This is a genomic window from Pedobacter sp. AC402, from assembly GCF_979252805.1.
This window is the reverse complement of sequence record NZ_CEEDAI010000009.1, coordinates 1,318,259-1,340,625: the sequence shown is the minus strand read 5'-3', so window position 1 is coordinate 1,340,625 and position 22,367 is coordinate 1,318,259. Positions and strand designations below refer to the sequence as shown.

The 22,367-nt window shown below is 37.5% G+C and carries 17 protein-coding genes and 2 pseudogenes; 11 read left to right on the top strand and 8 right to left on the bottom strand.

Annotation, left to right across the window (positions count from 1 at the left end):
* Window positions 1–42 precede the first annotated feature (42 nt).
* From uvrA to AC0IWE_RS16755, 5 genes and pseudogenes are all read left to right on the top strand, one after another.
* Window positions 43–2,878: pseudogene (uvrA, locus tag AC0IWE_RS16775) on the top strand (excinuclease ABC subunit UvrA); the annotation flags it as partial.
* Between the two features lie 193 nt (window positions 2,879–3,071).
* Window positions 3,072–3,839: a TatD family hydrolase gene (locus AC0IWE_RS16770; protein WP_471793918.1), complete on the top strand. Its 768-nt coding sequence runs from the start codon at window positions 3,072–3,074 to the stop codon at window positions 3,837–3,839.
* Between the two features lie 283 nt (window positions 3,840–4,122).
* Window positions 4,123–5,142, top strand: a pseudogene (locus AC0IWE_RS16765) (asparaginase).
* Between the two features lie 1,385 nt (window positions 5,143–6,527).
* Window positions 6,528–7,940 (top strand): MBL fold metallo-hydrolase, encoded by a 1,413-nt coding sequence (locus AC0IWE_RS16760; protein ID WP_471793917.1) that lies wholly within the window; start codon window positions 6,528–6,530, stop codon window positions 7,938–7,940.
* 87 nt (window positions 7,941–8,027) lie between these two features.
* Window positions 8,028–8,993 (top strand): YpdA family putative bacillithiol disulfide reductase, encoded by a 966-nt coding sequence (locus tag AC0IWE_RS16755; RefSeq protein ID WP_471793916.1) that lies wholly within the window; start codon window positions 8,028–8,030, stop codon window positions 8,991–8,993.
* A gap of 26 nt (window positions 8,994–9,019) precedes the next feature.
* Here AC0IWE_RS16755 and AC0IWE_RS16750 read toward each other — a convergent pair whose 3' ends face one another.
* The 3 genes from AC0IWE_RS16750 to AC0IWE_RS16740 form a co-directional block, all read right to left on the bottom strand.
* Entirely contained in the window at window positions 9,020–9,850 is an 831-nt protein-coding gene (locus AC0IWE_RS16750) for an alpha/beta hydrolase (protein WP_471793915.1), read from the bottom strand.
* Entirely contained in the window at window positions 9,847–10,350 is a 504-nt protein-coding gene (locus AC0IWE_RS16745; RefSeq protein WP_471793914.1) for a hypothetical protein, read from the bottom strand. Before AC0IWE_RS16745 ends, AC0IWE_RS16750 begins: the two co-directional genes overlap by 4 nt.
* Window positions 10,351–10,480: 130 nt before the next feature.
* Entirely contained in the window at window positions 10,481–11,473 is a 993-nt protein-coding gene (locus tag AC0IWE_RS16740) for an alpha/beta hydrolase (RefSeq protein ID WP_471793913.1), read from the bottom strand.
* A gap of 293 nt (window positions 11,474–11,766) precedes the next feature.
* Between AC0IWE_RS16740 and AC0IWE_RS16735 the strand changes: the two genes are divergently transcribed.
* The 4 genes from AC0IWE_RS16735 to AC0IWE_RS16720 all read left to right on the top strand — a co-directional run bounded on the left by AC0IWE_RS16735 (window position 11,767) and on the right by AC0IWE_RS16720 (window position 15,408).
* Window positions 11,767–12,738 carry a polyprenyl synthetase family protein gene (locus AC0IWE_RS16735; RefSeq protein ID WP_055908076.1) on the top strand — a complete coding sequence of 324 codons (972 nt, stop codon included), beginning with the start codon at window positions 11,767–11,769 and terminating at the stop codon, window positions 12,736–12,738.
* Complete coding sequence (locus AC0IWE_RS16730; RefSeq protein WP_471793912.1) at window positions 12,738–13,793, top strand: TerC family protein; 1,056 nt, start codon at window positions 12,738–12,740, stop codon at window positions 13,791–13,793. The genes AC0IWE_RS16735 and AC0IWE_RS16730 overlap by 1 nt, the downstream gene beginning before the upstream one ends.
* A 204-nt stretch (window positions 13,794–13,997) precedes the next feature.
* Window positions 13,998–14,957: a M28 family peptidase gene (locus AC0IWE_RS16725; RefSeq protein ID WP_471793911.1), complete on the top strand. Its 960-nt coding sequence runs from the start codon at window positions 13,998–14,000 to the stop codon at window positions 14,955–14,957.
* Window positions 14,958–15,000: 43 nt separating this feature from the next.
* Window positions 15,001–15,408, top strand: a complete 408-nt coding sequence (locus AC0IWE_RS16720; protein ID WP_471793910.1) for a M28 family peptidase — start codon at window positions 15,001–15,003, stop codon at window positions 15,406–15,408.
* Between the two features lie 300 nt (window positions 15,409–15,708).
* On the opposite strand, the gene AC0IWE_RS16715 is transcribed toward AC0IWE_RS16720, so the two are convergent.
* A complete protein-coding gene (locus tag AC0IWE_RS16715) occupies window positions 15,709–16,137 on the bottom strand; it encodes a CBS domain-containing protein (RefSeq protein WP_471793909.1) in 429 nt (142 codons plus the stop codon).
* A 403-nt stretch (window positions 16,138–16,540) separates the two neighbouring features.
* Here AC0IWE_RS16715 and ahcY point away from each other — a divergent pair, with 403 nt between their 5' ends.
* Window positions 16,541–17,857, top strand: a complete 1,317-nt coding sequence (gene ahcY, locus AC0IWE_RS16710) for an adenosylhomocysteinase (protein ID WP_055908063.1) — start codon at window positions 16,541–16,543, stop codon at window positions 17,855–17,857.
* 302 nt (window positions 17,858–18,159) lie between these two features.
* Window positions 18,160–18,501: a DUF6370 family protein gene (locus tag AC0IWE_RS16705; protein ID WP_471793908.1), complete on the top strand. Its 342-nt coding sequence runs from the start codon at window positions 18,160–18,162 to the stop codon at window positions 18,499–18,501.
* 535 nt (window positions 18,502–19,036) lie between these two features.
* Here the strand turns inward: AC0IWE_RS16705 and AC0IWE_RS16700 are convergent.
* The 4 genes from AC0IWE_RS16700 to AC0IWE_RS16685 form a co-directional block, all read right to left on the bottom strand.
* Window positions 19,037–19,333 carry a polysaccharide deacetylase family protein gene (locus AC0IWE_RS16700; RefSeq protein WP_471793907.1) on the bottom strand — a complete coding sequence of 99 codons (297 nt, stop codon included), beginning with the start codon at window positions 19,331–19,333 and terminating at the stop codon, window positions 19,037–19,039.
* A 29-nt stretch (window positions 19,334–19,362) separates the two neighbouring features.
* Entirely contained in the window at window positions 19,363–20,016 is a 654-nt protein-coding gene (locus AC0IWE_RS16695; RefSeq protein WP_471793906.1) for a polysaccharide deacetylase family protein, read from the bottom strand.
* Window positions 20,017–20,300: 284 nt separating this feature from the next.
* Complete coding sequence (locus AC0IWE_RS16690) at window positions 20,301–20,681, bottom strand: GtrA family protein (protein WP_471793905.1); 381 nt, start codon at window positions 20,679–20,681, stop codon at window positions 20,301–20,303.
* Between the two features lie 2 nt (window positions 20,682–20,683).
* Complete coding sequence (locus AC0IWE_RS16685; RefSeq protein WP_471793904.1) at window positions 20,684–22,324, bottom strand: ArnT family glycosyltransferase; 1,641 nt, start codon at window positions 22,322–22,324, stop codon at window positions 20,684–20,686.
* Window positions 22,325–22,367: the final 43 nt, after the last annotated feature.

Sequence of the window (22,367 nt, the reverse complement as noted above, 5' to 3'; positions counted from 1 at the left end):
GTCTTTTTTATGGCTTGATTTTCCCCCAACTTTAAATAAAATATGAGCAATAAATCTATCGACCTCGGCGAGCAAAAAGATGTAGAAGTATATGGTGCGAGGGTACATAATTTAAAGAATATAGATGTTAGTTTTCCGCGCAACCAGCTTGTTGTAATAACAGGTTTAAGTGGAAGCGGTAAATCATCGCTGGCTTTTGATACCATATATGCCGAAGGGCAGCGCCGCTATATGGAAACATTTAGTGCCTACAGCCGCCAGTTTATGGGTGGGATGGAGCGGCCTGATGTTGATAAAGTTTCGGGGTTAAGTCCTGTTATTGCCATTGAGCAAAAAACCACAAGCAAAAACCCACGCTCTACAGTTGGTACCATTACCGAAATTTACGATTTTATGCGTTTGCTTTATGCACGTGTTGCCGATGCCTTTTCGTACAATACAGGCGAAAAGATGGAGCGCATGAGCGAAGATCAGATCTTGCAGAATATCTTCAACAAATTTGATGGCGTTGCAGTAAATATTCTTGCACCCGTTGTTAAAGGTAGAAAAGGACACTATCGCGAACTTTTTGAGCAAATCCGTAAGCAGGGCTATGTAAAAGTGCGTGTAGATGGCGAAATAAAAGATATTTCTGCAAAAATGCAGGTAGATCGATATAAAATCCACGATATTGAAGTAGTGATCGATCGCTTGATTATTGATGTGAAAGATAAAAAACGCCTGCTCGATTCATTGCAGATTGCAATGAAAATGGGTAAAGGGGTAATCAAGATAAGCGATAAAGACAATAATGTTGCGCATTTTAGCAAGTTTTTAATGTGCCCAACCACCGGTATTTCTTATGATGAACCACAACCCAACAGTTTTTCGTTCAATTCGCCTTATGGTGCCTGCGAGCGTTGCGATGGTTTGGGGTATATTTTTGTGGTGGATAAAGAATCGGTGATTCCAAACCAAAAACTGAGTATTTTGAACGGTGCGCTAGCTCCGCTCGGAGAATACAGGGATATCTGGATGTTTCAGGTGCTTAAAGCCCTGGCAAAAAAATACAGCTTTTCCCTTTCTACGCCTGTTGAAAAGTTAAGCGACGAAATTATCAACATCATTTTAAACGGCTCACCTGATCTGATTAAAGTTGAGGTAGAATATAATAAGTGGAACGTTCAGAATTACAATATTACTTTCGACGGTATTATTAAGATGCTTGAAGAGCAGAACGAAAAAAGAAGTGAATCTGCATCTGATGATATGGATGAATTCAGGAAACTGAAAACCTGTCCGGAGTGCCATGGTGCCCGTTTGAAAAAGAGAGCCTGCACTTTAAAGTTGATGGTAAAAATATTTTCGAACTTTCTTCGATGGACATTAACAACCTTCATCAATGGTTCGAAAAAGTTGATGAACGCCTTACCGACCGTCAGAATATTATAGCGAAAGAAATTTTAAAGGAAATTAAAGCCAGGATCGGATTTTTAACAGATGTTGGTTTAACGTATTTAACTTTAAGATCGTACAGCCCGTACACTTTCTGGTGGAGAGGCGCAACGGATCCGTTTGGCTACGCAGATTGGTTCGCAGTTAATGAACGTAATGTATATTCTTGATGAGCCAAGTATTGGTTTGCATCAGCGCGATAATGAGCGTTTAATCAATGCGCTTAAAAATCTCCGTGATCTTGGCAATACCGTTTTGGTGGTAGAGGCATGATAAGGATATGATACTTGAGGCCGATTGGGTAATCGACGTTGGCCCGGGTGCAGGGATTCATGGCGGTACTGTGGTTGCTGAAGGAACAGCGGCACAAATTCTTAAATCGAAAACCTTAACTGCCGATTACCTGAATGGTAAAAAGCAGATTGAAACGCCAAAAATCCGCAGGAAAGGAAATGGCCATAAATTATCAATCATTAAAGCAACCGGGCACAACCTAAAAGAGGTATCGGTAGATTTTCCTTTGGGTAAATTTATTGCCGTAACCGGCGTTTCTGGTAGCGGTAAATCCAGCTTGATTACCGAAACTTTATACCCGATTTTAAACCATCATTTCTTTAGGGCGAAAAAAACACCGCTTCCTTACGAAAAAATCAACGGATTAAAGGAAATTGATAAGGTAATTGAAATTGACCAGGCACCTATTGGCAGAACGCCACGTTCAAATCCTTCAACTTATACCGGGGTTTTTTCTGATATCAGAAATCTTTTCGTTCAGCTGCCAGAAGCCAAAATCCGGGGGTATAAACCTGGCCGTTTTTCTTTTAATGTTAAAGGTGGCCGTTGCGAAACCTGTCAGGGTGCAGGTTTAAAAGTAATTGAAATGAATTTCCTTCCGGATGTTCAGGTGCCTTGTGAGGAGTGTGGCGGAAGAAGATATAACCGGGAAACTTTGGAAGTGCGTTTCCGTGGAAAATCGATCAGTGATGTATTGGATATGAGTATTGAAGATGCTTGCAATTTCTTCGAAAATATTCCGATTATTTATAGAAAAATCAAAACCCTGAAAGATGTAGGGTTGGGTTATATTACCTTAGGGCAATCATCCGTAACCCTATCCGGAGGAGAAGCGCAACGGGTTAAACTGGCAACAGAACTTTCTAAAAAGGATACCGGAAAAACCTTCTATATTTTAGATGAACCTACAACCGGACTCCATTTTGAAGATATTAATGTGCTTTTAGGCGTTTTGCAAGAGTTAGTTGATAAAGGAAATACCATTTTGGTAATTGAACATAATTTGGATGTGGTTAAAGTGGCCGATTGGGTGATCGATCTTGGAGAAGAAGGAGGAGCTGGCGGCGGAAGAATTTTATTTGAAGGTACGCCAGAAGGTTTAATCCAGAATCCGATTAGTTTGACAGGGAAATTTTTGAAAAAGGAAATGGAATGGAATCCGCAGAACGGAAAGTCTGAAGTCGAAAGTCCGGAGCCTAAAGTCAAAGCATTGAAGAAAAGCAAAGCTGGAAATAAAAAATAGTCACAGGTCGGAGATCAGAAATACCAAAATTGAAAAATAGATTTGTCAATGACATAATTTTTAACTCAAAACCTAACTCATCATCATTTCACCTATAAACATGATTTTCACCGATACCCATACCCATTTATATTACGAGCAAGATGCCGAGAAACAGGCGCAGTTGATTGATCGTTGCTTTGAAAACGACGTTAACCGATTATTCTTGCCAAATGTTGATGTTAAGTCAATAGCGATGATTAATGATTTGGTGGCGAAATACCCTGCAAATTGTTTTGCTATGGCGGGTTTACATCCTTGTGATGTTAAGGACGATTATCTTGCTCAGCTTGATGAAATTTACAAGAGTATTTCTGGACGGAAAATTTATGCCATCGGTGAAATTGGCATCGATCTATATTGGGATAAAACAACTTTGGGCATTCAACAAGATGCCTTCCGCAAACAAATTGGCTGGGCAAAAGATTTGGGTTTGCCAATTGTAATTCACTGTCGCGAAGCTTTTGATGAAGTTTTCGAAGTTTTAGAAAGCGAACGCGATGAAAAGTTACGCGGTATTTTCCATTGTTTTACGGGCAATGTAGCGCAGGCAAAACAAGCTATCGATTTAAATTTTTATTTGGGTATTGGTGGTGTGGTTACCTATAAAAAAGCAGGTTTGGATTTGGTATTATCTGAAATCGCTCTACAAAACCTTGTTTTGGAAACCGATTCGCCATATTTGGCACCAGTTCCTTTTCGTGGTAAACCCAATGAAAGTAGTTATCTGATTTATATCGCTCAGAAACTGGCTGATATTTATAGTGTTTCTATTGAAGAAATTGCAGATGTTACCACAGAGAATTCGAAGAAAATTTTCGGGGTTTAGGATTGAGTTCGAAGTCCACCGTCTGAAGTTGTTAATCCGGTTGAGCCGGTTGTCATTTCGACCGAAGTGTAACATAATAGTGAAATCTGTTTTGTAGCATTCAATAATTGATTTGAGACTACTTTATAAATTGAATTGTTAATTTAATAATTATTTAAAATTTAAATTATTAAATTCGTAATATTAGAGTTGAAATATCTCTTTTTATTGCTAATTTGAAAATATCACTCCATCATTTGTAATTTTTTAGTTTCTTTGCGTTGAGCAACCTTCACTAAACCAAATGACCAAAATATTAATAATTTATACCGGTGGCACCATTGGTATGGTTAACGATCCTATAAATGGGATGTTAGTTCCATTTAATTTCGAGCAGATAAAAGAAAACGTTCCAGAATTAAGTCGTTTAGATTATGATTTGGATGTACACTCCTTTAATCCGGTATTGGATTCATCAAACATGGATCCTGAGATATGGAAAACATTAGCCGAACTCGTTTACCATAAATATGATCAGTATGATGGTTTTGTGATCCTCCATGGATCGGATACCATGGCTTTTACTGCATCGGCATTGAGCTTTATGCTCGAAAACCTGGATAAACCAGTAGTTTTGACGGGATCGCAATTGCCTATTGGCGAAATTAGAACGGATGCCAAAGAAAATTTAATTACAGCTTTAGAGATTGCAGCTACGAAAGAAGATGGAAAAGCACTGTTCCTGAGGTTTGCATTTATTTTGATGCGCAATTATTTAGGGGTAACCGCTCCATAAAATACAATAGCGAAAAGTTTGAGGCATTCCGCTCACCAAATTATCCTACACTTGCCGAAGCAGGGGTACACCTGCAATTTTACCGGAATTATATTCTAAAAGCACCAGAAGGCAAACTAAAATTACATACCAATTTTAACGCGAACATTGGGGTGCTTAAATTGTATCCGGGCATAACGCCACAAGCCGTTCAGGCAATAACAGACTCAAAAGTAGATGCCATAATACTCGAAGCATTTGGCTCGGGCAATACCACAACTGCCCAATGGTTTTTAGACAGTTTACGACAGGCCATTTTGAATGGAAAAATCATTATCGACATTTCTCAATGTAAAAAAGGTTCGGTTCAGCTAGGCAGATACGAAACCAGTAGAGAATTGCTAAAAATGGGTGTTTTAAGTGGTTACGATTTAACTTTTGAGGCAACTGTTACAAAACTCATGTTTGTAATGGGCCTGGGGTTTATCAGTTGAAGAAAGCCGTAAGTTGATGGAAGAACCGTTAAGAGGGGAGTTAAGCAAAGATTAATTGCCAGATTTGATTTGTAATGCCATTAACAACAGCTAATCAGTTTGCAGTTTTTAATTTGCAGTAAAACCTTCTAAAAAAACATATACAAATTATTTTGAAAAGCGGGGTTCGGTGCTTTTAGGGTACGAAAGCCCTGCTATCACTCCAAGTCCTCACTCATTCTTCGCTCCGGGCTTTCCGTTTTATCAGGTTTATTTAACAAATTCGATGCTTATGGCTATAAATTTTAACTTCGGGATAGATATTGTGATAAATACCGCGTTAGGGATTGTAAGGGTTCAGTGCCGATCCTTCATCGGTACCGGAGCGCAGCGCAGCCCTGCAAAGCGCGCCCCTTTCCCGATTTTTTGATCGGGATTGGTAACGCCCAGATCAGTTGGCAGTTTACAGTTAACAGTTTATAGTTGGCAGTTTTACAGCTAATTGGTTCACCGTTTGCAGTTTTTAATTTGCAGTACAACCTGGAAAAACCATATACGAATTATTTTGAAAAGCGGGGTTCGGTGCTTTTAGGTTAAGAAAGCCCTGCTATCTCTCCAAGTCCTCACTCATTGTTCGCTCCGGGCTTTCCGTTTTATCAGGTTTATTTAACAAATCGGTGCTTATGGCTACAAATTTTAACTTCGGGATAGATATTATGATAAATACCGCGTTAGGGATTGTAAGGGTTCAGTAACGATCCTTCATCGGTACCGGAGCGCAGCCCTGCAAAGCCCGCCCCTTTCCCGATTTTTCATCGGGATGGGAAACGCCCAGATTAGTTGGCAGTTTACAGTTAACAGTTTATAGTTGGCAGTTTTACAGCTAATTGGTTCACCGTTTGCAGTTTTTAATTTGCAGTACAATCTGGAAAAACCATATACGAATTATTTTGAAAAGCGGGGTTCGGTGATTTTAGGTTAAGAAAGCCTTGCTATCACTCCAAGTCCTCACTCATTCTTCGCTCCGGGCTTTCCGTTTTATCAGGTTTATTTAACAATTCTGGTGCTTTTGGCTACAAATTTTAACCCCGGGATAGATATTGTCATAAATACCGCGTTAGGGATTGTAAGGGTTCAGTGCCGATCCTTCATCGGTACCGGAGCGCAGCGCAGCCCTGCAAAGCCCGCCCCTTTCCCGATTTTTTCATCGGGATGGGAAACGCCCAGATCAGTTGGCAGTTATAGTTTACAGTTTATAGTTGGCAGCTAATTGGTTCACAGTTTGCAGTTTTTATGCCCCCGCTAAGTAAAACTTCTGCAATTATGATCTACAACATTCCGATTATAAGTATTTAGCCCTATTTTTGCTTTTATAGATCCGTCATGCTGTCCCGAATCTTTCCGATCAGCATCTTTTAGTAAGCAGCTGAAATAAATTCAGTTTGACGTAGTGAAAAAAACATGAAAATAGAACAGATATATACAGGATGCCTGGCTGAAGCCGCCTATTACATAGAAAGTGATGGTGAAGCTGCTATTATTGATCCACTGAGAGAGGTTGGAACATACTTAAAGAAAGCTGAAAAAGCAGGAGCAACCATCAAATATATTTTCGAAACGCATTTTCATGCTGATTTTGTTTCCGGACATGTAGATTTGGCTGAAAAATCTGGTGCAGAAATTATTTACGGACCAACTGCTAAAACTGAATTTAAAGCACATATTGCTCAAGATGGAGAGCAGTTTAAAGTAGGCAGAGTAACCATAACTGCGTTACATACACCTGGCCATACGTTAGAATCTACCACTTATTTGTTAACTGATGAAAACGGGAAAGATTACTGCATTTTTAGTGGCGATACCTTGTTTATTGGTGATGTAGGTCGCCCGGATTTAGCGCAAAAAGGGCATTTAACGATGGAAGATCTGGCAGGTATGCTTTACGATTCGTTAAATGAGAAAATTAAGCCATTGGCTGATCATGTAATTGTTTATCCTGCGCATGGTGCTGGTTCGGCCTGTGGTAAAAGCATGAGCAAAGAAACATTTGATACTTTAGGCCACCAGAAAGAGGTTAATTATGCCTTAAAAGCGCAAACTAAAGAACAGTTTATAACCGAAGTAACAGATGGCATTATGCCACCACCACAATATTTTGCTAAAAATGCAGCCATTAATAAAGGTGGCGTAGAAAGTATTGACGAGGTTTATGAAAAAGGATTAAACGCCTTAACGCCTCAGCAATTTGAAGATACCGCTAACCAAACGGGTGCCATTATGCTTGATACCCGCGATCCTCAGGTTTTTGCCAAAGGTTTTATTCCCAATTCGATTAATATTGGCCTAAACGGGCAGTTTGCGCCTTGGGTTGGTGCTTTGATTAGCGATTTACAGCAACCAATTTTATTAATCACAGATGAGGGCAAAGAGGAAGAAACCATTACGCGCCTAACCCGGGTGGGATACGATAGTACGATTGGCTATTTAGATGGTGGTTTCGAAAGATGGACGGATTCCGGTAAGGAAATCGATACTATCGATTCGATCTCAGCTGAAGCATTTGAAGAAGCAAATACCAATGGTGAAATTACAGCGCTTGATGTGCGTAAACCTGGTGAATATGAATCAGAGCATCTGGAATTTACACTTAGCTGCCCATTAGATTTTATTAACGAATGGACGGGTGAAATTGATCCAAAATCTACGTATTACATCCATTGTGCTGGTGGTTACCGCTCAATGATAGCCGCTTCAATTTTAAAATCGCGTGGAGTAGAAAATGTAATAGATGTTGCCGGGGGGTATGCTGCAATTAAAAATACCGGTTTAAAAAGAACCGATTTTGCATGCCCGAGTAAAGCAATGAAAGTATAATTAAGCGCAAATGTCACATTGAGTTTGTCGAATTGCATTAAAGGTTCTTCGACAGGCTCAAGAATGACAACATAAGATATAAAGCATTTGGCAAATCAAAATCATTACGACGTATTAATTATCGGTGCCGGACCAATAGGGATGGCTTGTGCAATTGAAGCAAAAAAAGCAAACTTAAGTTACGTAATTGTAGAAAAAGGTGCTTTGGTGAACAGTTTGTTCAACTACCCGGTATTTATGACTTTCTTTTCTACTTCACAGAAGTTAGAAATAGGGGGTGTACCTTTTGTAACCATCAGCCCAAAACCCAATCGTAATGAAGCTGTTGAATATTATCGTCGGGTAGCAGAAAAATTTGATTTAAACATTCATCTTTTCGAAAGCGTAAAACAAGTTGTAAAAAACGAAGATCAGGTTTTTGAAATTAGTACTTCCAAAACAAATTATACGGCAAAGAATGTAGTTGTGGCTACCGGTTTTTATGATGTTCCTTTATTGATGAATGTACCGGGTGAAGATTTGCCAAAAGTGACCCATTATTACAAAGATCCACATTTATATGCTTTTCAAAATGTAGTAGTGGTTGGTGCAAACAACTCTGGAGTAGATGCGGCCTTAGAAACCTACAGAAAGGGCGCAAATGTAACTATGGTGGTTCGAAGCGGCGATCTTGGTCCACATGTGAAATATTGGGTGCGACCAGATATACAAAACAGGATTAAAGAAGGTGAAATTAAGGCGCATTTTAATTCTGAATTGGTCGAAATACGCGTAGGAGAGGTTGATATAAAAACCCCCGAAGGCATACAAACTATACCGAACGATTTTGTAATTGCAATGACGGGCTATCAGCCTGATTTTGGAATGTTAAGAAAATTTGGCATCGAATTACCAAAAACACTTTGCCCGGCCTATAACGAAGAAACCATGGAAACCAATGTAAAAGGTTTATATCTGGCCGGTGTGGTTTGTGGCGGATTGGATACCCACAAGCTATTTATCGAAAATTCGAGGGTACACGCTGAAATTATTGTTAAAAATATACTTAGCTAAATTTCGGCAAAGTTTGTGCCTTAACCTTAATAAGTTATTGAATTATTTTTTTTGGAAAACACAATTTCTAAGCCCTTATACGCACTATTGTGTAAAATAGTAAGGTGATTCTCCTGCATAAGCGGAACAAATGTTGTGTTTAATTTTTTATTTGCCTGAGCAAGTTCAGCTAGTTTTGTGGCATCTGCTATCATTTTTTCTTCCTTACCAACAGAAATATAGATTTTAGCTTCAGTTTTAATGTTGGGAATAAATTTGGTAGCATCAGTTATAAGCGATTCATTGTTCCACCATAAACTTGGACTAATTATGATATAATTATCGAACAATTGAGGCTTCTTTAATAAAATTTCAGTAGCCAACAAGCCGCCTAAAGATTGACCAATAATGGTTTTAGAACCATTTGTTTTAAAATTCTTTGTGATAAACGGCTGCAATTCTCTTTCGATAAACGATATAAATTTTTCCGATTTACCAGTTGTTGGATAATCAATTAAATCTTGTTTAATGGTTGTGGGGAAGGTGAAATCTCGTCTCCTGTCTACATTGGCGATGCCAACGACTATTGTTTTTGGCATTTTTTCGATCATCGTTAAAAATTGGACCAGGCCTACAATGTGAATAAAATCTTCGTTTGCAGATCCATCGAGCAAATAAATTACCGGATACTTGGTAGCAGAATCTGCAGCATAACCTTCTGGTAGATAGATATTTAATTTCCTGGTTTCTTTAAGTTCATTGGAATTAATTTCCAGAGTTTCCCCTAAAATAAATGGTTTAGAATCAAGTTTTGTCTGAGAAAAAGATTCTGTGGTTAAAAAAAGAATAAAGGCCGCTAAAAAGTAAAATTTCATCATTTATTTTTTGATTTTCCGCGTTTATAAGCTAAAACTAGTAGCATAGAAACGACTATAATTTGAAATATGAGAACAGCTTTAGATACGATTGCCAATATAGTAATGTTTTGCTCATATGGATCGATTTTCGGATGGATGGATAACGGGGGGTAAACTGTCCATCCGTTGTTATTGCGGTATGGATTTAAGATAGGTAAAATCTGCAACGCTAATGATGCAAGAAGGATTAAAATAAAACCCAATAAGAAAATAAATGAACGCTGAATTTTTCTGTTGTATGAATATTTTAATTCTTTAAAATAATAAATAAGAAAGGAAATAATTACAAAAAAGGATATTAATAAGAACTGTTTTTTAATCACGAGGTAGGTGTCGTGAAGATTGACATCAATTGAATCAATAAAAAGAGTTTTTCCAAATATGCAGAGGCTAATAATTACGCTAATTGCAATGCAACTTAAGAGCCATAAAATTTCTTGTAGTAATGGTTTGGTTTTCATAGTGAGCGAAATTTAGATTAGTATTACTCGTCATGCTGATCCGATAGCTGTTAGATTTATTTCAGCATCTTTCTTGCAAGGTAGGCCCTGAAATAAATTCAGGGTGACGACTAGTGATTAATAAAATTAACTAATGAACAGGAGCCTTAAGCGTACTATCTACAAAATTACCTATAGCTGTTTCAACGCCTGACAAATCTTTAGAGGTAATGTACGATCCCATTACATGGTTGCCTGCATTTGGTATTGCCACCTTTCTTTTTAAGTCAATTGGTGTACCCAGTTCAGCAAACATTTTCAGCATGGCATCTACCCGCACCACAGGATCTTGCTCCAGTTCATTTTTATAATAATACAGCATTAAAACAGGCTGTTTTACTTTCTGGAAAGTAGATTTTACCATACTGCTTTCTATAAACTCTTCCAGTTCTACAAGCGATTCTAGGCGATAATTCGTATACCAGTATTTTTTATACTCATCGGTGCGGTCGTCTACTTTTCTTTCATCGCCCCCAACTACTTTTCTGGCAATCTGCAAGCCCCATGGATTATTCAACAACCATGCATTTTTATCATTAATGGCCACATTGGGCGATAATAAAATCAAACTGTTAATTTCTGGGTAGGTTGCCGCTAATTTTAATGCTACAGTTCCACCGGTAGAAGTGCCTATCAGGATTACTTTTTTACCTAACTTTTTACCTATGGCATAAGCCTGCTTGCTTGTTTCCCAAAGGCGATCTGCGGTAAAATATTGCATTGGGGCCAGGGTATCGATCCCATGATCAGCCAAACGAGCTAAATATAAATTGGCATTTAACTCTTTTGCCAGGTTGAGGTAAACCGGATTGCCTTCAGTTTTCGATGCTGAAAAGCCATGGAGGTAAACAATAGCATATTCCGTTTGCTTATGGATGCTATCTGCCCAGATAATTTCTGCCTCATTACCTGGTTTTATTTTATGCATGGATTCCAAACTCGCCACAAAATTATCTAAATCTTCCAATTCCGGAATTTCAGTTAATTCCTCATTGTAAATGGGCTTTTTAGGCTTAGGCCCCAACAAATAGCCTGCAACAATTAATGCCGAAAGACCGATAATTACTTTGTAGCGTTTTTTCATTTAGCACAGCTAATATTGGTTTAAATGTAAAATTTGAAATTAAATAAAGCTAATGTTTTAATGGATTTATTGTGATAAAGCTCATTTTTACAACCGCTTTTATCGCGCCTGACAATCCTTAATGCACCAGATCGTCTAAAACCGAAGCTTAAGTTTTGATATAATAAGGAATAGCAGAAGCGAAAAGATTATAGAGATTGTAGTTTCGGCTCTTCAAATCCTCAATATTAAGTTTCCAGATTACCTTTTTATGGGAAATTAGCTTAAGTTTGCAATCAAAATTTTTCGACTTAATGCCGGGAATCGAACAGATAAAAACACCTATTGCTGCTGATATTAAAGCGTTTGAAAAAACCTTTAAAGAGTCTATGCATAGCGACGCACCGTTGCTGGATAGGATTACCCATTATATAGTGAAGCAAAAAGGCAAGCAAATGCGACCGATGTTCGTGTTTTTTGCGGCTAAGCTATGCGGTGGAATAACAGAATCGACGCATCGTGGCGCAGCCTTGGTAGAGCTTTTACATACGGCAACCTTGGTGCATGATGATGTGGTAGACAATGCGTACGAGCGTCGTGGCTTTTTCTCCATTAACGCCTTATGGAAAAATAAGATTGCCGTTTTAGTTGGCGATTATTTGCTGGCCAAAGGATTATTGCTTTCAGTAAACAATAACGAGCACAGATTGTTACAAATTGTATCAGAAGCAGTTAAACAAATGAGTGAGGGAGAATTGTTGCAGGTGGAAAAAGTGCGAAGAATGGATATTTCGGAGGATTTATACTTTGATGTAATCCGGCAGAAAACAGCTTCTTTAATTGCTTCCTGTTGTGCTGCAGGGGCCGCTTCGGCAGGTGCTGATGATGAAACAATTGAGAAAATGCGCCTTTTTGGTGAAAAAGTAGGAATTGCCTTTCAAATTAAAGATGATACTTTCGATTTCGGAACGGATGATGTGGGTAAGCCTTTGGGGATTGATATTAAAGAAAAAAAAGTAACATTGCCTTTAATATATGCATTAAACAAATCTGATAAAACAGAACGGAAACGGATCATCAACCTGGTGAAAAACCATCAGGATGACCCGGTTAAAATTCAACAGATTATTGATTTTGTAAATGCAAATGAAGGTGTATTTTATGCCAATCAAAAAATGCTGGAATACCAGAAAGATGCATTTGATATTTTGCACAGTTTTGAAGCAGGCGAGGCACGCACTGGTTTAGAACAGCTTGTATTGTACACCACTGAACGTAAAAAATAATGGGTAACGAATTACTTTTTAGCTTAGGTTTTCTACTATTTATTGTACTTGTTCTTGCTTTAGACCTTGGTCTTTTTAGCAGGAAAGAGCATGTAGTAAGTTTAAAACAAGCTGGAGTAATGAGTTTGATTATGGTGGCACTGGCCATTGGCTTTTACTTTATCCTTTTAACTGAAGGGCACCAACTGCACGGAATCAAAGATTTTGCACAACTTCAGGAAATTGTAACCAAACATCAGCATCATATTAAATTAATCCCAGGCGATTTTGATGGCAGTTTAGCCATTTACAAACAAAATCTTGGTTTGGAGTTTTTAACCGGTTATGTAATTGAATATGCACTCTCGGTCGACAATATTTTTGTAATCGTTCTTGTTTTTTCTGCTTTTGCGGTAGAAGAAAAATATTATCACCGAGTATTATTCTGGGGTATTTTGGGTGCAATTGTGATGCGCTTCATCTTTATTTTTGTTGGTGCAGCACTGATTACAAAATTTGCCTGGATACTTTATATTTTCGGTGCTTTTCTGGTATTTACTGGTGTTAAAATGTTTTTAAGTAAGCAGGAAGATGATAAAATAGATCCTGAAAATCATCCTGTTGTAAAATGGGCATCAAAAATATTTTCAATTCACCCTAAGTACGAAGGAAAGAAGTTTTTTGTAAAAATTGACCATAAAACATTGGTAACACCACTATTTTTAGTATTGTTGATTGTCGAGTTTACCGATCTTCTATTCGCTGTGGATTCCATTCCGGCTATTTTTGCAGTAACAAAAGATCCTTATATCGTATTTTTCTCTAATATTTTCGCCATCATGGGTTTGCGGTCTATGTTCTTCCTACTGGTGAATATTATTCATAAATTTCATTATTTAAAAACTGGTTTGGCTATTCTACTGGCATTTATCGGCGTTAAAATGTTGGGTCACGTGTATTTGGAGAAATGGGGTTTTACGACCGAACACTCACTTATAGTGATTTTAAGCATACTCGTTATCAGTATTGTGGCTTCATTGGTTTTCCCTAAGAAAAAGGTAGATATTGCAAAATAATCTTTTGCATTGGATGATTTCGCACTTATCGTCCACCTTAAGTTATTTCAGTGTCTTTTAAAACCTGTAATACTTTAAAATAGTGGATTGATACTTCGAAACGACGAACCATTAGCATAACACCTTATCCAAAGCAAAATATACGTTACAGCTAGCAATCTCTGGCTAAAATTTGTACTTTCAGCAACTAAACTACTATTATTAATGAAATATTTTTTCTCCGCTGCACTTCTTTGTGCCGCTTTTGTTGCAAATGCCCAGGATAAATTCGGTGATGTTTTTGCCAAGATCAATACAGATGTACAACAGCATTCAAAAGCCTATGAAACGCTTAAATATGAAACCGAAACGATTGGCCACCGTTTAACTGGCTCTACAAATGGGGCAAAGGCTGAGCAATATGCTTTCGATTTATTAAAATCATACGGCTGTGAAGTAAAGTTTCAACCTTTTGAAGTAGAAAGCTGGGCTAGAAAAGCGATTAGTGTAGAAATTGGTACAGATAAAAATAATCTGACCAAGGTTAAAGCCGTTACACTTGCGCATTCGCCAGTGAGTGCAGATGTTACTGGCGAAATTGTTGATGCTGGTAATGGATTAGAAGTAGATTATCAAGCCAATCCAGATAAGTTTAAAGGTAAAATCGCATTAATTTATCTTGGTGTTTTGCCAGGCTCTCCGGCAGGAACAAAAACACTGCATCGCTCAGAAAAAACTGCCATTGCAACTAAATATGGTGCAATAGGAGTTATTATAATTAATACTGTAAAAGATGGTGTTCTGTTAACCGGAACCGCTTCTGTAACGGGTAAATTAATTCCTATTCCGGCTATATGTATTGGTTTGGAAGATGGTATGGCGTTGAAAACGAAAATAAAATCACAAAATCAGATTGCGCATATCGCCATGACCAATTTCTCTGGTTTAATTAAAGCGAGAAACGTAGTGGCTACTTTTAAGGGAACCGAGTTGCCCAAAGATAAAATTGTAGTTGGCGGGCATTTAGATAGCTGGGACTTGGCAACTGGTGCAATTGACAATGGAATCGGTTCTTTTGCCATTATGGATATGGCACGTACGTTTAAAAAACTGAATTTAAAAACAAAGCGTACTGTAGAATTCGTTCTTTTTATGGGCGAGGAGGCAGGGTTTATTAGGTTCTAAAGCGTATATCGATCAGGCTAAAAAGGATAAAACCTTAAATCAGGTGAAATTTATGCTGAATTATGATATGACGAATGACCCGAAGGGTTTTTCTACCTCAAGAGCAGAAATGAAAGATTTGTTTACCGCCTGGGGTGCTGATATTGTAAAAATTGATACGGGTTTTAAAAACATGTTTAATGCAGGTGCGGGATTACATAGCGATCATCAACCATTTATGTTGGAAGGTATTCCTACTGGTGGTGGTTTTGGTGGTAAATTGCCAAACAATTCTGGCTCATTTTACCATTCAGATGGTGATAGTTTTAAGCTGGTTGATGAACAGGAACTTAAAAACACGGTGCGTTACAGTGCGATGTTAACATATGCTTTAGCCAATACACCAAAAATTCCGGTAGGGGTACAAGGAGAAAATGAATTGAAGACTTTTTTCAGAATCTCAAAACCTTAAAGAACCTTTAACCATTGCCGGTGAGTGGAGATGGAAATAGCCTGGGGATAGATGCACAGAGTATAGTCTTCATTGGTATAAGATAATTCGTCCTTTCGAATTTGGTGTTCCAAAGGAACTCCTTCGGGGAGAAATCTTTGTGAGAACTACCTTTAAAGATTTCTCGACTTCGCTGCGCTGCACTCGAAATGACGGAAATAATTCTAGCTTCGTCGTTTCGACTGAAGCTCATTACACTTCATCGGTAGCGGAGAAGTAGTAGTAGAAGATTGAGTAAACCAGGTATCTCACCAACCAGTACTATCCGCTAATATAGCTTTCCAATTGCGAAATGGTTTGCTTTTGATCGGCGATGATAAATTTAACCACATCGCCGATTGAAACCATTCCTTTTACCTCGTTGTTTTCTACTACTGGTAAATGACGGATGTGTTTATCGGTCATCAGCTCCATGCAATAATCAATTGTATCGCTTAAATTTATGGTAATCGGACTGGCCGTCATAGCTTCTTTAATCAATGTATCTTTTGATGATTTGCCCTGAAGAATGATTTTTCTGGCATAATCGCGTTCTGTAAAAATGCCCTTAAGCAAGTCATTTTCCATTACCAATACGGCACTGATATTCTTTTCGGTCATTACTTTTAAAGCATCCAAAACGGATATATTTTCTGATACCGAGATAATCCTTACCTGTTTGGTATCCAATAAATTTTTTACGCTCTTCATAACAGTTATTTTGGTTATAACAATTTAAGAAATAATTACCTGTAAATCAAAGTTTTATTTGATGTTTAGGAGATTTAAAAAGAAGTCAAGTTTTTGATGTACACCTCGCCATGTCAACTTGACTTCTTTGAGGCATATACGGTAGAACCGGATTAATCTCAACCTACAAAATTGGTAGCTTCCGATTCCTGATCGGTGTTATAATGGATGGACAGCCCTCTCAGTGCTGCTGGTCTTGCTTTTCAAATCAAGCATAATCACTTTAAAGTCGGTCATGTATAATAATATGATTCTTATTATGTGCTAAGAGATTTTACAATCTGTAAACCTGCTTGCTCTTTTAATTATTTGGCTTTCACAAAGCTATGCCGTAACTTTGCATTACATTTAAAAACAAATAATTATGTCATCAGTAGAGACAACTTATATCCCTTACAAAGTTAAGGACATTTCACTGGCAGAATGGGGCCGTAAAGAAATCGAATTAGCCGAGGCAGAAATGCCAGGTTTAATGAGTTTACGTAAAGAATTCGGTCCAACACAACCGCTTAAAGGTGCGCGCATTGCAGGTTGTCTGCACATGACCATCCAAACGGCTGTATTAATCGAAACATTAACTGCACTAGGTGCTGAGGTTACCTGGTCATCTTGCAATATTTTTTCAACACAAGATCATGCTGCTGCTGCAATTGCTGCTGCTGGTATTCAGGTTTACGCCTGGAAAGGCTTAAACGAAGAAGAATTCGACTGGTGTATTGAGCAAACTTTACACTTCGGTCCGGAGCAACAGCCATTAAATATGATTTTAGATGATGGTGGCGATTTAACCAATATGGTTTTTGATAAATATCCTGAGCTGATTGCAGCAATTAAAGGTTTATCAGAAGAAACTACAACTGGTGTTCACCGTTTGTACGAAAGAATGAAAAACGGAACCTTGCACGTGCCTGCAATTAACGTTAACGATTCGGTTACCAAATCAAAATTCGATAACAAATATGGCTGTCGCGAATCATTGGTTGATGCGATCCGTCGTGCTACCGATGTAATGATGGCTGGTAAAGTTGCTGTTGTTTGTGGTTATGGTGATGTGGGTAAAGGATCTGCAGAATCATTAAGCTCACAAGGTGTACGTGTAATTGTAACCGAAATTGATCCAATCTGTGCTTTACAGGCTGCAATGGAAGGTTACGAAGTTAAACGTTTAGATACTGCAATTAAAGAAGCTGATATCGTGGTAACAACTACAGGTAACTGTGATATTGTTCGCGAAAAACATTTCCGTGCACTAAAAGATAAAGCTATTGTTTGTAACATTGGTCACTTCGATAATGAAATTGATATGGCTTGGTTAAATGGCAATTATGGCGATACCAAAGTGGAAATTAAACCACAAGTTGATAAATATACTATCGACGGTAAAGATGTAATTGTGCTTGCTGAAGGTCGCTTGGTAAACTTAGGTTGCGCAACTGGTCACCCAAGTTTCGTAATGAGTAACTCATTCACCAACCAAACTTTAGCTCAATTGGAACTTTGGACAAACACTGCAGCTTACGAAAACAAAGTGTATACTTTACCTAAACATTTAGATGAAAAAGTTGCCCGTTTGCACTTAGAAAAAATTGGTGTAGAGTTGGATGTTTTAGATCAACACCAGGCTGATTATATTGGCGTACCTGTTGAAGGTCCTTTCAAAGCAGATACATACAGGTACTAGTCCTAAGTCTTTAGTCGAGAGTCTGAAGTCAATATTACGAAGAGGGATGTGCAGATCTGCATATCCCTTTTTTTATTGCTTTCTCATAGAGGGGTGTAAGAACGACAGCGTATTCTAATGTGGCAAGCGATTTTTCTTGAAAATCAGAAAAGGTTGGTTCCTATTCTCTTCGGAAGGTTTCAGTCCTGCTGTCCACTTTATCCCGATGGAAGAATCGGGATGTCCGTTTCCATCAGGTTTATTTTACACAGGTATCTGGTTCTTTTGCTGTTGAAAACTTACATTTGAAAAAAGAATTTATAATGAAAAAGTTAATGTTTGTTTTAGTGCTTGTTGTATCTGCATTTTCTGCGAATGCACAAACCACACCTCAAAAAGCTGCGACTGCAAAAGTGGTAACCAAAAAGGTGGTTGATATTGCCTGTGGCGAATGCCAGTTTAAAATGAAAGGTAAAGATTGTGAATTGGCCGTGAAAATTGATGGTAAACCTTATTTTGTTGATGGTAAAGGTATTGATGATTTTGGCGATGCACATGGTGAACATGGTTTTTGCAATGCCGTAAGTAAAGCAGAAGTTACCGGCGAAATTGTAAATAACCGATTTAAAGCAAAAGAAATAAAGTTATTGCCGGTTAAGAAGTAGTTTTACCGCAAAGAAATCAAAGCTTTTCGCAAAGAGGTGCAAAGCAAAATATTATCCCTGCGCCCAGCTTTTTGTTCTTTGTGCCTTATCTCTGTACACTCAATGGTTAAGAACACACGGCTATTAAAACTCCTTTTCCATTTACCGTAAAGAAATCAAAGCTTTTCGCAAAGACGTGCAAAGCCAAATATTATCCCTGCGCCCAGCTTTGTGTTCTTTGTGCCTTTTCTTTGTGTACTCAGTGGTTAAGAAAACGCGGCTATTAAAACTCCTTTTCCATTTACGCAAAGAAATCAAAATTTTTCGCAAAGAGGTGCAAAGTCAAATATTATCCCGGAGGCCAGTTTTGTGTTCTTTGTGCCTTTTCTCTGTGTTCTTTGCGGTTAAAAACTTGATAAATTATTCTAATTTCTTTTTACCACAATAAAATCAAAGTTTTTCGCAAAGAGGTGCAAAGCCAAATATCATCCCTGCGTCCATCTTTGTGTTCTTTGTGCCTTTTCTCTGTGTTCTTTGCGGTTAAAAACTCGATAAATTATTCAAATTCCTTTTCCAGTCCCTGCCTCAAATCGAAAAGCAGCCATTGTTTGCTTTTCACATCAGCCTGTTTGGTTTTCAATAACTGAATAAAATCTTTTACGCCAATTTCTTCATTACCATTGCCATGAATCAATACAATACTGCCAGCATTAGGCTGTTGTCCTTTTGCAAGCCAGGCATCACTTCCTACAGGAATTAAACCATAAGCCTCGATTTTTTCTACAATTGTTTTATCCGACACCAATCCAGGGAAACGGAAAAAAACAGAGGGTATCAAACCATTTTTTAGCATCAGTTTTTCATTCTCCAATACCTCTACATCTAAATTTGTTCCGGGGACAATAAAAAGTTTTCGGCCAAAGGCAGTTTATTCACTTCATGATTATAGGTATGGTTTACCCAGGTAATGTTAAGTTCCTTTTTCTCTACCAGGCTTTTTAACCAGTTCAGGTCATCCTGGTGTTTTAACATCCACTTGCCAGAAACTGAAACAGCTAAGGGAGTAGGTTGCTCGGTTTTTTTAAATTCATCGAAAATAGATTGAAAAATGATTCTGTCTAGCGCTTTATGTGATGGACAAAGGTCGATGGTTAAGGTAATTCCTTTTTCGTTTGGGATGGCATGATCAATTCCCGCATTTTGAAGTTGTATATCCTTCGCAGCAGCGGCTTCTATCGCCTTTATGTAGGCTGTATTTTTAAAAATTGCCAGCACATTTGAGTATTGCAAACTGTTTGTAGTGTAATTACTAGCCAGATCTACTTTGGTATCTAAAGTTTCAGGATTTACCAGTAATAAATATTTTTGATTATTTGTAGTAAAGCTTCTGAATGTGATCAGTTTTTCAGTACCACTGCTGGCGAGAGCAAAATTTACTTTATAGCGTTTTATATCATTAAAGTTTTGCGCAAAAATTTTAACCTCGAAAAAACAAATTGATATGATGATGAGCAGCAGTGATTTAGATAATTTCATAATTCCTTATTTAAAATCTTTCTAATTTAATGCAAATCATTTATCTTTACAAGTATCCCATGAACAAAGAGAAAGTAAAATTATGGTTTAAAAGGGTAGGTCTGGTCGGGTTTCTTTTTTTCCTGATTAAAGGATTAATATGGCTTGTTGTATTCTATTTTATCGGCAAAAAGGTCACTTAAATAGTTCTTTGATTGTTAGTCATTAGTTCATTTAGCCATGCGAATTTTAAAACTAAGTCGTCATTCTGAAATTATCAGCATGAATAGTCAATCCAAAATCTGTTATTTAAAAGTAAAGAGCATATTTGCTAAAAAATTCCACACGAAAACAATCACAATTGCGAAAAATTTGGCAACATAAAAGTTGGTTCCGTTTTTACGCTGGTGAAAAAGATAAATGATAAAAGTATTTAATCCTAAGCCGATTAAACTCACTACTAAAAACTTACTAAATTCAGTTGCCCAATGGATATTGGTGCTCTCGAATGTCCAAACCCGGTTAATAAGGTAATTATTGGTTACCGCGAGCGAGAAACCCATCGCATTTGCAATGTATTTATTTATTTTAATCTTCTCCTTGCATAACCAGGTGGCACCGAAATCGATTGCCATTCCCAGGAAACCTGTCAGGCCAAATTTTAAGATCCGGAAGAATAAATCCATTTTTAATGTATTTTAACCAAATAAAAGTGCTCCAAAACCTCATAACGGGTTTTATTATTTAAAAATCTCCCCGTCAGTTTGGTCGTATGAAAGTATTCAAACGATTTAAGCACTTCAGCATTGTACTCACTTTTAAGCTTTGGCAATTCTTGTTCTGAAATGTATATCACTAAATCTTTCAAGTGCTTTGATTGGTCGAGATCATTGTAATTGTGCAAATACTTTACTTCTCCGGGTGCATAAAAATCAAAAGAAAATGCATCTATATAATTTAATACTGCAGGTTTAGCAGTAGGATAATTTTGCTTTAACCAATTACCGGCCTGCATACCCGATTGATACTTCAACAACGCAGGATAGAAAAAAACAAACAGAAAGATCATTAAGCCAACTGATAAAAAAGCACTTCTGGCGATTATTGTTTCCAACAAAAAGCCTTTAAATAACAAAAATGCCAACGCTAAAACAACAATCATAATCCCAATGATTAAATATGGATTTTCGAAACCAAAAATATATGTCAGCGCAGAAAGCAAGGCAATAACCAAAATAAAAATAATGTTCTGGATAATGAAGAAGGTTTTTAAGCCTTTGCTGCTAAGCTTCCTTAAGTAAAGTGCTGTTATTATTGAAAATTGTGGGAAAATGATCAGAATATAATGGGGCAGTTGAAATTTGGATAACGAAAAAATAAGGAAGGTAACCGCTGCACTTGCCCAAATTATAATGCTTTCAGGAGCCAAGGCAATTCTGTTCTTCTTATTGAAGAGATTTACAACAGCAGTATAAAATAATACAGACCAGGGCAGAAACGCCCAAAGCGTGGTGTGTAGAAAAAATGAAATATCTCCTTTTCCTTTAATTGGCCCATTGTTAAAAAAACGCCCAAACTGACTATCCCAAAAAAAGAATTTTAAACCAGAAACGCCAGTTCTTTCAAAAACAATTTTTTCAGGATGAAGGTCGAATTGTGTGTAAAGCGAATATAGCTCTGGCGTAATGAAAACAAGAATCAGCAAGATGGCGATATACCATTTCGGTTTTATAAGTTGCTTGTATTGTTTGGTAAAAAGCCAGTAAATTATAAAGCCTGCAAAAACCGGAATCAGTACAAAAATACCTTTAATCAATATTGCGCAGGCTGCGAAAAATGAACCTGCTACAATGTGCCAAAAAGAGTTTTGATGTGCTTTATAATAATGATAAATTGAAGCTAAGGTAAAAGTGGTAATGTAAATTTCGGCCCTTACATCAAAAGTAGAAGTGATGATGTGTAAGGCACTCATAAAAATCACCGCGCTGATTAATCCTGTTTTTTCATCATATATATCTTTAGCTAACTTGTATAAATACCCTGCGCCAAGTAAACCGAATAAAAATGATGGCAATTTATAAGCAAATGACGAAATGCCAAAAATTTTAAAAAATGCGGCTGAAATCCAAAAGGTGAGGTGAGGTTTATCCAGCCAATCTGCGCCACGGCCATAAAGGTTAAGCCAATCTTTATACAAGATGATATTTTTTGACATAGAAGCATATAATGCTCCATCGGGTTCCAATACGCCACCAAAAAGTGCCGGAATACTTGCAATTGCGAGTAAAACGATCAGAAGTTTATATAGCGTTGTATCTTTTATGTTCATTTACAAGAAGCAAATATGAGCAAAAAAAAGTCAAATTTTTTTA

Bases quoted from the DNA above. Each gene is read 5' to 3' on its own strand.
- AC0IWE_RS16740 (WP_471793913.1), bottom strand. From the start codon at position 11,473: ATGAAAAAACGCTACAAAGTAATTATCGGTCTTTCGGCATTAATTGTT.
- AC0IWE_RS16730 (WP_471793912.1), top strand. From the start codon at position 12,738: ATGGGTAACGAATTACTTTTTAGCTTAGGTTTTCTACTATTTATTGTA.
- AC0IWE_RS16760 (WP_471793917.1), top strand. From the start codon at position 6,528: ATGAAAATAGAACAGATATATACAGGATGCCTGGCTGAAGCCGCCTAT.
- AC0IWE_RS16715 (WP_471793909.1), bottom strand. From the start codon at position 16,137: ATGAAGAGCGTAAAAAATTTATTGGATACCAAACAGGTAAGGATTATC.
- ahcY (WP_055908063.1), top strand. From the start codon at position 16,541: ATGTCATCAGTAGAGACAACTTATATCCCTTACAAAGTTAAGGACATT.
- AC0IWE_RS16705 (WP_471793908.1), top strand. From the start codon at position 18,160: ATGAAAAAGTTAATGTTTGTTTTAGTGCTTGTTGTATCTGCATTTTCT.
- AC0IWE_RS16745 (WP_471793914.1), bottom strand. From the start codon at position 10,350: ATGAAAACCAAACCATTACTACAAGAAATTTTATGGCTCTTAAGTTGC.
- AC0IWE_RS16750 (WP_471793915.1), bottom strand. From the start codon at position 9,850: ATGATGAAATTTTACTTTTTAGCGGCCTTTATTCTTTTTTTAACCACA.
- AC0IWE_RS16770 (WP_471793918.1), top strand. From the start codon at position 3,072: ATGATTTTCACCGATACCCATACCCATTTATATTACGAGCAAGATGCC.
- AC0IWE_RS16690 (WP_471793905.1), bottom strand. From the start codon at position 20,681: ATGGATTTATTCTTCCGGATCTTAAAATTTGGCCTGACAGGTTTCCTG.
- AC0IWE_RS16700 (WP_471793907.1), bottom strand. From the start codon at position 19,333: ATGCTAAAAAATGGTTTGATACCCTCTGTTTTTTTCCGTTTCCCTGGA.
- AC0IWE_RS16735 (WP_055908076.1), top strand. From the start codon at position 11,767: ATGCCGGGAATCGAACAGATAAAAACACCTATTGCTGCTGATATTAAA.
- AC0IWE_RS16685 (WP_471793904.1), bottom strand. From the start codon at position 22,324: ATGAACATAAAAGATACAACGCTATATAAACTTCTGATCGTTTTACTC.
- AC0IWE_RS16725 (WP_471793911.1), top strand. From the start codon at position 13,998: ATGAAATATTTTTTCTCCGCTGCACTTCTTTGTGCCGCTTTTGTTGCA.
- AC0IWE_RS16695 (WP_471793906.1), bottom strand. From the start codon at position 20,016: ATGAAATTATCTAAATCACTGCTGCTCATCATCATATCAATTTGTTTT.